This is a genomic window from Microbacterium sp. NPDC055665 (assembly GCF_053618035.1).
On record NZ_JBSHGY010000006.1, the window covers coordinates 34,847 to 46,975 of the forward strand.

A 12,129-nucleotide genomic window follows, 5' to 3' on the forward strand; every position below is an offset into this window, starting at 1 on the left:
GCCTCGCGCACCGCATCCGTCCCTCAGTAGTAGACGGCGAGGGGTCCCGAGGGGCCGTCGACGACGTGGACCGGGGTGTCGAACACGCGCGTGAGCACGTCGTCGGTCATGATCTCGGCCGGTGAGCCGAACTCCACCACCGCCCCGTCCTTCATCGCGCAGATGTGATCGGAGTAGTGCCCGGCGAAGTTGATGTCGTGCAGCACGATGACGATCGTGCGTCCGAGCTCCTCCGCGGCCCGGCGCAGGTGCTTCATCATCTGCACCGCATGCCGCATGTCGAGGTTGTTCAGCGGTTCGTCCAGCAGCACGAATTCGGTGTCCTGCGCCAGGACCATCGCGACATAGGCGCGCTGGCGCTGGCCACCGGAGAGCTCGTCGAGATAGCGGCCCTCGAGCGGTCCGAGGTCGAGGAAGTCGATCGCCTGACTGATGATCTCCTCGTCCTCTCGGTTCAGTCGCCCCTTCGAGTGCGGAAAGCGACCGAAGCCGACCAGCTGACGCACGGTGAGCCGGGTAACGAAGTGGTTCTCCTGCCGCAGGATCGACACGACCTTCGCCAGGTCCTTCGACTTCGTCGAGGCGACATCGAGTCCGGCGATCTCGATCGCGCCGGCGTCCATACCGTTCAGTCGGCCGATCATCGTCAGCAGGGTCGACTTGCCGGCGCCGTTCGGTCCGATGAGCGCGGTGATGCCTCCGGCGGGGATCTCGAGGTCGACGGGGCCGATCGCGACCTCGCTGCTGTAATCACGGCGGACGCCGTCGAGTGAGATCACAGTCGGCCCTTTCTGAGGATGACGATGAGGAACACGGTGCCGCCGACGAGCTCGATCAGGATCGACACCATCCCCTGCGCGTAGAAGACGTTCTTCATCACGAAGTACGCGCCCGCGAGGATGGTGAACGCCGTGAGCACCGCGACGGGGAAGATGAGCCGATGGTCGTGCGTGTCGGCGAACTGATACGCGAGGGTCGCCACCAGGAATCCGAGGAACGTCATCGGTCCGACGAGCGCGGTCGATGTCGCCATCAGCACCGCGACCAGGAAGAGCACGATGAAGAGCTCGCGTCGATGGTCGACCCCGAGGGAGCGCGCGGCATCCGGCCCGAGCGCCATCAGGTTGAGCCGCCGGGATCGCAGCCACAGCAGTGCGGAGGCCGCGACGACCAGGGGAATCGCCAACGGGAGGTAGGAGGGATCGGCGTTGGACACGTTGCCGAACAGCCGGGCGGCCAGCACGTCGAACTCGCTGGGCGTGAGCAGGCGCTGCATGAACGTGGCGATCGCGCCCAGTCCCCCACCGATCACGATGCCCACCAGGAGCATGATCTGCAGGTTGCCGTATCGCCCGGACAGCAGCCAGCCGTAGAGCGCGACCGCGAGCCCGACCATGATCGCGACCTGGATCGCGAACTGGCCGACGCCTTGGATCGCCACGAGCCCTGCCACCCCGAACAGGTACACCGTCGAGGTCTGCACCACTCGGTAGAGCGACTCGAACCCCATGATCGACGGGGTGATGATGCGGTTGTTCGTGACCGTCTGGAAACTCACCGTGGCGATGGCCTGCGCGACCGCGACGAGCGCCATGACCGTCACATCGATCCCCCGGTGCTGGGCGATGCGCCAGAACCCCGTCGAGCCGACCGGCATGGGGTTCCCCCAGGCGAGCAGGCCGAAGCCGGAGCCCGCGGCCAGGACGACGAGGAGGCCGAGCACGATGAGGTACCGACGGCGCGCACGAGGGGTCGTGAACGAGCCCGACGATCGCGGCACCGGAACCGGAACCGCCGCCACCTGCTCCCCCACGCCGCTAGCCACGTCGACGCTGCCTGAGCAGGAGGAGCACGAACACCACGGCGCCGACGACACCGAGGATCAGCGACACCGGAACCTCGAACGGCATGATGATCGTGCGTCCGATGATGTCGCACACCGTGACGATCGCGATGCCGAGCAGGCACACCCACGGCAAGTTGCTGCGGAGGTCGTCGCCGCGCACCATCGAGACGATGTTCGGCACGATCAGTCCGAGGAAGGGCAGGTTGCCGACGACGACCGTGACCACTCCCGTGGTGATCGCGATGAGGACCGTGCCGAGCAGGATGATCCGGTTGTAGTTCACCCCGACGTTCGTGGCCACTTCCTCGCCGAGGCCGGCGATGGTCAGCCGGTCGGCCACGAAGAACACGATCACCCCGATGATCGCCACGATCCACAGCATCTCGTACTGGCCGCGCATCACCGAGGTGAAGCTGCCGGCGAACCACACGCCCAGGATCTGCAGGGAGTTCGTGGCGAGCGCGAGATAGGTCGACAGGGCGCCGACGACCGCCCCGAGCATGATGCCGACGATCGGGACGATGAGCGATGACTTGAGCGCGACGCGGCGCAGGAAGGCGAAGAAGACCATCGTGCCGATGAACGCCGCGAGCACAGCGCCCGCCATCCGCAGCGGAAGCGACGGCTGCGGGACGAGGATCATGACCGTCAGGAGCCCGAGTCCCGCCCACTCGGTGGTTCCGGTCGTCGTCGGCTCGACGAAGCGGTTCTGGGTGAGCAGCTGCATCACGAGGCCCGCCATCGCCATCGCCGCGCCCGAGAGGACGAGGGCGATCGTCCGGGGCACGCGCGTGATCTGGAACATCTCCGCGCCGTCGTCGGCGCCGGCGATGTCGTACACACCGGTGAAGAGCGAGATGACGAGGAGCACGACGACGACGAGCACGCCGATGAGCAGCTTGCCGTCGAACAGCCGCCCGGCGTACCGGGGCGGCGGGGTGGTTTCTGTGGGGGTCATGATGACGGTGCGGCGGCACCCGAGTCATCCGGATGCCGCCGCGTCGCCTCAGTTCTTCGCGCTCGCCTCGAGGGCGTCGGCGAAGTCCTCGAGGAACGTCGTGTACGTCTGGATGCCCTCGTTCAGGTAGGTGTCGGTGGGCATGTAGACGATCTGCTCGTCCTTCACCGCCGTGACGCCGGCGAGCGCCTCAGAGCTCTCCAGGATCTCGGCCGCCTGGACGTAGTCGGGGGTCTCCGCGGCGAACACGGCGTCACGGTCGAGCACGAGGATCCAGTCGGGGTTCGACGCCGCGATCGCCTCGACCGAGATCTCGTCGCCCTGGTGGTCGTCGGTCGCGTCGTCGACCTCGAGCGCGGGAGTCAGGCCGAGGATGTCGTAGATCGGGCCGAGCGAGCGGCCGACGGTCGGGGCGAGGTAGCCGATCTCGCCACCCGAGGTGTTCACGGCCATGACGGTGTCGGCGTCGTCGTAGGCGTCCTTGGCACGCTCGACCGCGGCATCGAAGTCGTCTACCAGCTTCTTCGCCTCGTCCTGCTTGCCGAAGATCTCGCCGAGCACGGTGACCTGGCGCTTGAGCTCCTCGTCGAAGGGCTCGCCCTCGCGCGGCTCGAGATCGATGATCGTGGCCTCGGGCACGAGATCGGCGATGGCCGCGTTGTGCTGCGTGAAACGCTGACCGCTGATGATCAGGTCGGGCTCGACCGCGACGACGGCCTCGAGGTCGGGCTCGCTGTGCAGTCCGATGTCGACGATGCCGTCGTCCTTCACATACGACACAGTCTCGGGCATGAGTGCCACAGCACCCGCCGAGAGCTCGACTCCCCAGTCGGAGAGCGTCTGGAAGGTGCGGTTGTCGAGGGCGACGACGGAGGCCGGAGGGGTCGCGATCTCGTGAGTGCCGGTGTTGTCCTCGATCGTGACGGATGCTGCCGCCGGTTCGGTCTTCGCCGGTTCGGCCGTCTCGCCGGTAGCGCAGCCGGCGAGGACGAGGAGGCCGACGAGGGCGGTGCTCGTGGCGGTGAGGGTTCTGGGCACGGACATGGAGAGACTCCTGTTCTGCGGGATCTGTGCGCACACGATGGCGCCGGGACGACGAGGTTAGGGTGACCTTCCCTCGGCTTATTTAGGTTAGCCTTACTTCATGAGCGATACGAAATCCGGCTTCTCGATCGAGCGTCGCGGCCTCGAGCTGCGCTTCCGCAACGTGACTCTGAGTGCCCGCGAATGGTTGGCTCCGGACTTCGTGCGGGTGCGGCTGACCGGTTCCGACCTCGCCGGCTTCGAATCGCGGGGTTCCGACGACCACATGCGGCTGTTCTTCCCGGCAGGGCCGGTCGGCTCCGTCGAGGAGCTGCGTGCGTCGCCCAGCCGCGAATACACACCGCTCGCCTGGGGCGAGGACTGGCTCGACGTCGAGTTCGCCGTGCACGGCGGCCAGGGCGTCGCGGCGCCGTGGGCGGCGACGGCGCCACTCGGTTCCTCGATCGGCGTCGGCGGACCCCGCGGCTCGGCCGTGATCGAGGGCACCCCCGGCTCCTGGCTGCTCGTGGGCGACGAGACCGCGATCCCCGCCATCCGGCGCTTCGCCGCGCTGATCCCCACGGGAGCCCCGGCACGCGTCGTCGTGGAGACGGTGAACCAGGGGCGCGAGTTCGAGATCGAGGCGCCGGTCGAGATCGAGTGGCTGCACCGCGGGGATGCTCCGTCGGGCTCAGCCCTCATCGCCTTCCTCGAGGCGCTCACCGCAGAAGACGCCGTCGGGTCCGACCCGTTCGTCTTCATCGCGGCCGAGCAGTCGATCGTCAAGCCGGGCCGGGCCCTGCTCGAGCGCTGGGGAGTCGACACCGCGAACGCCGTCGTGAAGGGCTACTGGAAGCGCGGCGAAGCCGAGTACCACGCACCGCACTGACGCCGTCTCCGCTTCTGCAGCGTCCCTGTCGGTGGGGGTGGGTACCGTAGGTGCGTGCCGTGGTTTCCCGCTGTCTCGAGGGTGGAGTGTTCATGAAAGGTGACCGCCTGCAGCGGTGCGCGAAGGACCGCGCCGAGGAACTCCCGGGTTCTCGTCTCGAGCATCCCTTCGGTCCGGAATGGGACGTGTTCAAGGTGCGCGACAAGGTGTTCATGCTGCTCACCGCGGTCATCGGAGCGGAGATCGTGACCCTCAAGGCGGCACCAGAAGACGGCGACGCGCTTCGCCGGCAGTTCGATGACATCATCCCCGGCTATCACATGAACAAGAAGCACTGGATCACACTCCGCCCAGGTGGGAAGCTGCCGGAAGACCTGGTCCGGGAGCTGGTGACCGAGTCGTATCTCCTCGTCGTGGAGAACCTCCCCCGGCGTCAGCGGCCCGTCGACCCCGCCACATTCGGGAGGATCGCTCCCTGACCCTGTCGGCCCCTTCTGCAACACTGGGGGCATGGCTCTTCTCGATCATCTGGGCATCACCGTCGACGACCTCGAGCGCGGCCGCGCGCAGTTCCATCCGGTCCTCACCGCTCTGGGCTACCGGAGCGGCGGCGAAGACGATCACTCGGTCTCCTGGAACAACGGCGACGAGACCGAGATCATCCTGTACACCTGGGACGAAGACTCCGCCCCGCACCGGCACGGCAAGATCGGGTGGCAGCACATCGCCTTCGCGGTGCCGACGCGCGAAGAGGTCGAGCGCCTGCACGCGATCGCCGTCGAGGCCGGGTGGACGGCGGTGCGCGAGCCCAAGGAGTACCCCCGTTACTCCGAGCGCTACTACGCCTCTTTCGTCGAAGACGCCGACGGCATCCGCATCGAGTTCATGTACAACCCGCCGCGCGAGACGGCTTGACTCCCGGGCGTGTCGCCCTCTAATGTGGCAAAGCTGTGCCGATCGGCGCAGCACGCCAGCCCAGGAGTCGACGGATGACCGCCCAGCGGAACCTTCCCATCGGAGCGGTGTTGCAGCTTCAGCCGAAGTTCAATGACCGCTACGAGTCGTACCCTCCGGCGCGCGCCGTGTGACAGCATCCGCTCTCGCAACGCCCCGCACCGTCAGGTCCGGGGCGTTTTCCGTATGGAGAGCAGAACCTTGACCTGTGGCTGGACACCACCACAAGGAAAGGAATCATGGAGAGGCTCTCCACACGGCTGCTGTCGTGGGCATCGCTGATCGACGAGAAGACACTCGCTCAGGCGCACACCACGGCCCGCATGCCGTTCATCCACCCGCACCTGGCGCTGATGCCGGATGCACACCTCGGCAAGGGGGCGACGGTCGGCTCGGTCATCCCGACGCTCGGCGCCATCATCCCCGCGGCCGTCGGTGTCGACATCGGCTGCGGCATGATCGCCGTCCGCACCCAGTTCACGAGAAGCGACCTGGGGGGCCGCGACCTCGCAGAACTTCGGGAGCAGATCGAGCGCGCCATTCCGCTGTCGGCCGGCCGGTACAACCGCAAGGTCGTCACGACGGCCGAGCCGCGCATCGCCGAGCTCGAGGAGCTCGCCGAGAAGAACGGCTTCGACCCCGCACAGTATGCCGGGAACTGGCGGCTGCAGCTGGGCACGCTCGGCTCCGGCAACCACTTCATCGAGGTGTCGGTCGACGAGCTCGACCGGGTGTGGCTGTTCCTGCACTCGGGCTCCCGGGGCGTCGGCAACAAGATCGCCGGGCACCACATCGGTGTCGCGCAGCGGCTATGCAAGCAGTGGTGGATCGACCTCCCCGACCCCGACCTGGCCTACCTCGTCGAGGGCACGCCGGAGTTCACGCAGTACATCCGGGAGCTGCGGTGGGCTCAGCACTTCGCCCTGTTGAACCGGGAGGAGATGATGGACCGGGTCATCCGCCAGGTGTCGGGGTTCCTCGACACCGCGGTGGACGAGCAGGAGCGCATCAACTGCCACCACAACTTCACCGAATCGGAGAAGCACTACGGCAAGCAGGTGTGGGTGTCGCGGAAGGGTGCGATCCAGGCCGACGCCGGTCGTCCGGGGCTCATCCCCGGGTCGATGGGCACCGCGTCGTACGTGGTCGAAGGGCTCGGCGACCCGCAGTCGCTGAACTCCTCACCGCATGGCGCGGGGCGCGAGTACTCCCGGTCGGCCGCGAGGCGGACGTTCACGCACGGCCAGCTGCGGGAGGCGATGACGGGCATCGAGTTCCGTGACACCGACGCCTTCATCGACGAGATCCCGCAGGCGTACAAGCCGATCGACCAGGTGATGGCGGATGCCTCGAGCCTGGTGTCGATCCGGCACACGCTGCGGCAGCTCGTCAACGTGAAGGGCGACTGAGCAGGACCGGGCGGTGGGACCCCCACCGCCCGGTTCGTGTGCCGTCCACGTGGAGGCGGATCGACTGCTCCTCCTCCGGACCGCTCGAGAACGACTTGTCCCCCATTCCCGGGGCACCGATATCTTCGCTGCTCCCGCCCTGGCAGGCTTGCGGAATCGATGCGACGATGACGGGGTGGAATTCATGAATGACGCGCAGATCTGGACCATGATCGGGGCGTTCAGCGCGCTGATGTTCAGCACGTTGACCGTGGTCTCCACGTTGTTCATCCACGTCGTCCGCAGTGAGATCGGCGGACTCCGCAACGAGATGAACGCGCGGTTCGACGCCGTGGACACCCGGTTCGATGCGGTGAACACACGCATCGACGGGCTCGACGGCGACGTGCAGGCCATCGTGAAGCGCACCTTCGGGTTCGATCGCGACTGATCGGCCCGACGTCAGACGACCGGGGCGACCTCCGCATCGACCGACCGATCGGTGAACGCGGTCTTCGGCACGAACACGAGGATGACCGCCGCGGCTAGTGCGGTAACTCCGCAGACGATCCAGACGGTGAAGTAACCCGCGAGCGAACCGGCAGTCCCCTCCGTCGCACCGGCAGTGGTGGCGACGCCGTGCAGCAACGCGATGCCGAACACACACGAGGCGATCGCCCCACCCACGGTCTTCACCGAGTTCGTGAGCCCCGTGGCGACACCGGTCTGCGTGGCAGGAGCAGCCGAGGCGGCGGCAGCGGGCAGAGCGGCGACCAGCGCGCCGGAGCCGAGCCCCACGACGACCATGTTTGTGATGACCTGACCGTACGTGTCATGGAACGGCAGGAAGAGCAGGAAGCCGAGGCCCACCAGGACAGACGCGCCCATCAGGGTGACCCGCGGAGTGGCCCAGCGCGCGAACGTCGGGAACAGCAGCGCACCTGCGATCATCGCCACGAGGTACACGCCGATGATCAGCGAGGTCGCGAAACCGCTCGTCCCGAGACCGTAGCCGTAGACCGACGGATCGGTGCGCGCGAACGTCGACAGCGGCGCCTGTGCACCGAGCACGCTGACCCCGAAGAGGCCCGCGGTGAGGAACACCGGGCCGAGTGCGGGCGAACGGAACATGCGCACGTCGATGAGCGGGTCGTCGCAGCGCAGCTCCCAGAGCACGAACGGGATCACCAGCAGCACACCGAAGACGACCACGGCCCAGGACCACGGATTCACGAGACCACCCTCGAGACGGAGCAGGCTGAGTCCGCCGGTGAAGCAGACGAGGGCGAGGGAGATCAGCACGAGGCCGACCGTGTCGAAGATGCCGCCGGTGGGCTCCGGCGATTCCTTGACCCCGAACAGGATCACGAAGAAGCACACCACGATGAGCACGGCCGGGACCAGGAGGACGACGGTGAGCGGCAGCACGTCGATCAGCGCGCCGCCGACGAGAGCACCGATGATCGCACCACCTTCGAGGGCGGCGACCAGGAGACCGGCCGCCTTGGCCGTGATCGAGGAGCGTCCTTCCATGCGGCGCGACCGCGACCAGATCAAGGCAATCTCGAGCGGGAGCCACACGACGTAGAAACCCATGAGCGCCCAGGCCGCGAGGAACACGCCGAAGGAGTCTGTGAACGGCAGCACCAGGGCCGCCGCGGCGGTCACGGCGGTGGAGATCAGCAGCATCCGCTTATGGCCGACCATGTCGCCGAGCTTCGCGAACGCCGGGACGACGAGCGCCGACAGCATGAGCTGCGTGCCCTCGAGCCAGTTCACGTCGGCGTCGTGGATGTCGAGGTGGCGGGCGATGTCGCTGAGCATCGGCGTGTAATAGCCCTGCAGCACACCGCTCGTGAACTCGACGAAGGCGAGGAAGCCGACGACGACGGCGAGGGTGCCCAGAGTGCGGGTGCGCGTCATCGCGTCTCCTGCTTCTTGTTCGGGTACTCCCGCGCGGGGCGGGAGGAGGGTGAGATCACCCTAGCCGTTCGAGAAGCGCGCGATGGAATCGCTCTCCGCGCTCCAACGCCGCGATCTCCACGCTCTCGTCGACGCCGTGGATCGAAGCCCGCTGCGCGTTCGACATGTCCAGCGGAGCGAAGCGGTAGACCGCCGGAGAGAAGCGATGGAAGTGCCGGGAGTCGGTGGCGGCCATCATCACGTACGGCACTGCCGGCACCCCGGGATGCGAGACCTCGAGCGCCGCCGCGAGCAGGGCGAACTGCGCATTGTCGGTGGGCGACTCCGGCGACGGCTCGCTGGCCTCGACCACCTCGACGGACACGAGCGGATCGCGGATGCGGCGGCGCACGCGGTACACGGTCTGCTGCGTCGTCTCCCCCAGCGCGATGCGGAGATTGACGGTCGCGGATGCCTGGGAGGGCAGCACGTTCGCGGCCGTCCCGCCCGACTGCATCGTCGGGGCGACGGTCGTGCGTACGAGTGCCGCGGGCTCGCCGCCGAGTGCCGCGAAAACCTGCCCGGTCAGCAGCGGCGCCGAGCCGAGGAAGCGCAGCAGGTGGCGCGCCGGCCCCGGTGTCTGGGCGGCCAGCCGCGACAGCATCCGCAGGACCGCCTTCGAGGCGCGAGGACGGAAGGTCGCGGGTCCGAGTCTGTCGACGGCTCGGGCGATCCGTCGCACGGCGGTGAGCGACGGCGGGGCCGATGCGTGCCCGCCCTCGCCGCGCGCCGACAGCCGCAGCGTCATGACGCCCTTCTCGCCGACGCCGATCATCGCCGCCCGACCGGGGACGAAAGGCAGCGGCGCATCCACGACCGCTCCGCCCTCGTCGACCACCAGCCACGGAACGATGCCGCGTGCACGCAGCACCCGCGCGATCTCCTCGGCCGCCTTCCCGTACGTCTCTTCGTTGCCGCCGAACGAGAGGTAGACGTCGCGGGGCGGGACGAATCCGTCGGCGAGCAGATTCTCGACCGCTTCGAGCACGACGATCAGCGGGCCCTTGTCGTCCAGCGCGCCGCGCCCGAACACCGAGCCGCCGGCGATCACGCCGTCGAAGGGCGGATGGGTCCACGCGTCGCTCTCGTCGACCGGGACGACGTCGTAGTGCGCCATCAGCACGGCGGGGCCACCCGGGGCCACTCCTCTGCCCGCCCAGTGGAACAGCAGCCCGAAGTCGGTGTGCCGTTCGAGTCGCAGCTTCTCGTGCGTCAGCGGATAGAGCTCGGCGATCAACGCGACGAAGTCCTCGAACGGGGTGGCCCCGCGCTCGTCGAGCTCGGCGGAGACCGTCGGGATCCGGATCATCTGCGAAAGCCGTTCGGCGATGCCGGGGCGCACGGTCGATGTGGTCACAACCGCCATCGTACCGAGCGCCCAGGCATCGCCCGGAAGCGGTCTCGCGCTCGGGGACTCGTCACGAACGAATTCGGCAGCAGCCTCACATTTCGAGCACCTGTCCGGTCAGCTATGCAGAAGGATGTACCGAGAAGAAGAAGGAGCACACATGAGAATCGCCGTCGCAGGAGGAACCGGGACTGTCGGCCGGCACACCGTGGAGGCGGTGCGGGCCGCGGGGCATGAGGCGGTGGTGCTCAGCAGATCGCAGGGTGTCGATCTGGTGACCGGGAAGGGCCTGGATGCCGCCCTCGCCGGTGCGGATGCGGTGATCGACGTGGCGAGCATCCAGACCCTCAAGGCGAGCGCGGCGATCGAGTTCTTCACCGCCGCGACCGGGAACCTGCTGTCGGCGGCAGCGGATGCGGGGGTCCGTCACGTCGTGCTGCTGTCGATCGTCGGGATCGATCGCATCCCCTACGACTACTACGCCGGCAAGGTCGCGCAGGAGAAAGTCGTCGAGGCGTCACGCGTTCCGTGGACGATCCTCCGCGCGACGCAGTTCCATGAGTTCGCGGGTCAGATGTTCGAGCGGGCGAAGGTCGGGCCGCTGCACCTCGCGCCGAACGCGCGCACCCAGCCCGTGGCTGCCGCGGAAGTCGGCGCGCGCCTCGCCGCACTCGCCGCAGCGGAGCCGCAGGGCCGTGTGCGCGACTTCGCGGGCCCGCGCGAGGAGAGCCTGGCCGCCATGGTCCGCGCCTTCGCCCGCCGCGAGGGATACCGCGGATGGATACCGGCCCTGAACGTGCCGGGACCGCAGATGGCGGGGATGCGCGCGGGGCATGCTCTGCCCGGGCCCGATGCGGACCTGGGCGTCCAGACGTTCGCCGACTGGCTCGCCGAAGGGCAGCGGCCCTGAGCACCGTGGGAACAGTGCCGTGACCGCTGCTGTTGCACCACAGAGATCCGACGCCGATCCGAGGAGGTGCGCATGGAACTGACCCTGGTCTCATCGTCCTTCTGCGGCGCGTGCGCACGAACCAGGTCCGTGTTGGCCGACGCTGCTCGGTTCCTTCCGGATGCCACGATCACGGAGATCGATGTGGCCCGCGATCCCGATGCCGCCGAGGCGCTCGACATCGGCTTCACCCCGACCGTGATCATCCGCGATGCATCAGGAGTCGAGGTGTTCCGCGCGGAGGGCGTGCCGACGGTCCCCCAGGTGCTGACCGCCGCGGTCAAGGCGCTGCCGACCTGAGCGACTCGGCCCCGTCGGCCCCTTGCGGAGGCACGCCCCCGGGCGCAGACTGAGCGTCAGCGGTGCCGTCACTTCATCTCACACCTCCTGGAGTCCACATGCCTGCTCTCAACCCGTACCTCTCGTTCCGCATCGAAGCCCGCGAGGCGATGGAGTTCTATCAGAGCGTGCTCGGTGGTGAGCTCGTGATCAGCACCTTCGGAGAGTTCCCCGACATGGTGCAGGATCCGAGCCAGAAGGACCTCGTCATGCATGCCCAGCTCGATGCCCCCGGCGGACTCGTGCTCATGGCGTCCGACTCTCCCGACGGCATGCCCTGGGAGAAGCCGCAGGGGTTCTCGGTCTCGCTGAGCGGCAACTCGCAGGACGCCACCCGGACGGTGTGGGAGAAACTGGCCGAGGGGGCGACGATCACGATGCCCCTGGACGTGCCGCCGTGGGGCGGACTCTTCGGCATGCTCATCGACCGCTTCGGCATCCCGTGGATGCTGCACGGCGACCCGGAGGACTGA

The 12,129-nt window shown here is 67.9% G+C and carries 14 protein-coding genes; 8 read left to right on the plus strand and 6 right to left on the minus strand.

Going from position 1 to position 12,129, the window contains the following annotated elements; translation table 11 throughout:
• Nucleotides 1-23: 23 nt before the first annotated feature.
• From ACWGO6_RS14275 to ACWGO6_RS14290, 4 genes are read right to left on the minus strand one after another with little or no spacing between them, the layout of a single operon-like run.
• Nucleotides 24-779, minus strand: a complete 756-nt coding sequence (locus ACWGO6_RS14275; RefSeq protein ID WP_136043001.1) for an iron ABC transporter ATP-binding protein — start codon at nt 777-779, stop codon at nt 24-26.
• Nucleotides 776-1,813, minus strand: coding sequence for an iron chelate uptake ABC transporter family permease subunit (locus tag ACWGO6_RS14280; RefSeq protein ID WP_136043003.1), 1,038 nt, complete (start codon nt 1,811-1,813; stop codon nt 776-778). Before ACWGO6_RS14280 ends, ACWGO6_RS14275 begins: the two co-directional genes overlap by 4 nt.
• 4 nt (nt 1,814-1,817) lie before the next feature.
• Nucleotides 1,818-2,804 carry an ABC transporter permease gene (locus ACWGO6_RS14285; protein ID WP_136043005.1) on the minus strand — a complete coding sequence of 329 codons (987 nt, stop codon included), beginning with the start codon at nt 2,802-2,804 and terminating at the stop codon, nt 1,818-1,820.
• Between the two features lie 48 nt (nt 2,805-2,852).
• Complete coding sequence (locus ACWGO6_RS14290; RefSeq protein ID WP_376103373.1) at nt 2,853-3,848, minus strand: siderophore ABC transporter substrate-binding protein; 996 nt, start codon at nt 3,846-3,848, stop codon at nt 2,853-2,855.
• A gap of 100 nt (nt 3,849-3,948) precedes the next feature.
• Here ACWGO6_RS14290 and ACWGO6_RS14295 point away from each other — a divergent pair, with 100 nt between their 5' ends.
• The 5 genes from ACWGO6_RS14295 (at nt 3,949) to ACWGO6_RS14315 (ending at nt 7,509) form a co-directional block, all read left to right on the plus strand.
• Entirely contained in the window at nt 3,949-4,716 is a 768-nt protein-coding gene (locus ACWGO6_RS14295) for a siderophore-interacting protein (protein WP_452327012.1), read from the plus strand.
• A gap of 92 nt (nt 4,717-4,808) precedes the next feature.
• Nucleotides 4,809-5,195: an MmcQ/YjbR family DNA-binding protein gene (locus ACWGO6_RS14300; protein ID WP_452327013.1), complete on the plus strand. Its 387-nt coding sequence runs from the start codon at nt 4,809-4,811 to the stop codon at nt 5,193-5,195.
• Between the two features lie 31 nt (nt 5,196-5,226).
• Nucleotides 5,227-5,631: a VOC family protein gene (locus ACWGO6_RS14305; protein WP_136043011.1), complete on the plus strand. Its 405-nt coding sequence runs from the start codon at nt 5,227-5,229 to the stop codon at nt 5,629-5,631.
• Nucleotides 5,632-5,909: 278 nt separating this feature from the next.
• Complete coding sequence (locus ACWGO6_RS14310; protein ID WP_136043012.1) at nt 5,910-7,079, plus strand: RtcB family protein; 1,170 nt, start codon at nt 5,910-5,912, stop codon at nt 7,077-7,079.
• A 184-nt stretch (nt 7,080-7,263) separates the two neighbouring features.
• Nucleotides 7,264-7,509 (plus strand): hypothetical protein, encoded by a 246-nt coding sequence (locus ACWGO6_RS14315; RefSeq protein ID WP_452327086.1) that lies wholly within the window; start codon nt 7,264-7,266, stop codon nt 7,507-7,509.
• Nucleotides 7,510-7,520: 11 nt separating this feature from the next.
• Here the strand turns inward: ACWGO6_RS14315 and ACWGO6_RS14320 are convergent, their stop codons facing one another.
• Both ACWGO6_RS14320 and ACWGO6_RS14325 read right to left on the minus strand, forming a co-directional pair.
• On the minus strand, nt 7,521-8,981 hold the full coding sequence (locus ACWGO6_RS14320; RefSeq protein ID WP_136043015.1) for an MFS transporter: 1,461 nt from the start codon (nt 8,979-8,981) through the stop codon (nt 7,521-7,523).
• A gap of 55 nt (nt 8,982-9,036) precedes the next feature.
• Nucleotides 9,037-10,386, minus strand: a complete 1,350-nt coding sequence (locus tag ACWGO6_RS14325) for a M20/M25/M40 family metallo-hydrolase (RefSeq protein WP_452327014.1) — start codon at nt 10,384-10,386, stop codon at nt 9,037-9,039.
• A 142-nt stretch (nt 10,387-10,528) separates the two neighbouring features.
• Between ACWGO6_RS14325 and ACWGO6_RS14330 the strand changes: the two genes are divergently transcribed.
• From ACWGO6_RS14330 to ACWGO6_RS14340, 3 genes are all read left to right on the plus strand, one after another.
• The gene (locus tag ACWGO6_RS14330; protein ID WP_452327015.1) at nt 10,529-11,278 is read left to right on the plus strand and encodes an SDR family oxidoreductase; all 750 of its coding nucleotides are present in this window, start codon (nt 10,529-10,531) and stop codon (nt 11,276-11,278) included.
• A 72-nt stretch (nt 11,279-11,350) separates the two neighbouring features.
• The gene (locus tag ACWGO6_RS14335; protein ID WP_376103350.1) at nt 11,351-11,617 is read left to right on the plus strand and encodes a glutaredoxin family protein; all 267 of its coding nucleotides are present in this window, start codon (nt 11,351-11,353) and stop codon (nt 11,615-11,617) included.
• Between the two features lie 98 nt (nt 11,618-11,715).
• Nucleotides 11,716-12,129 carry a VOC family protein gene (locus ACWGO6_RS14340; RefSeq protein ID WP_452327016.1) on the plus strand — a complete coding sequence of 138 codons (414 nt, stop codon included), beginning with the start codon at nt 11,716-11,718 and terminating at the stop codon, nt 12,127-12,129.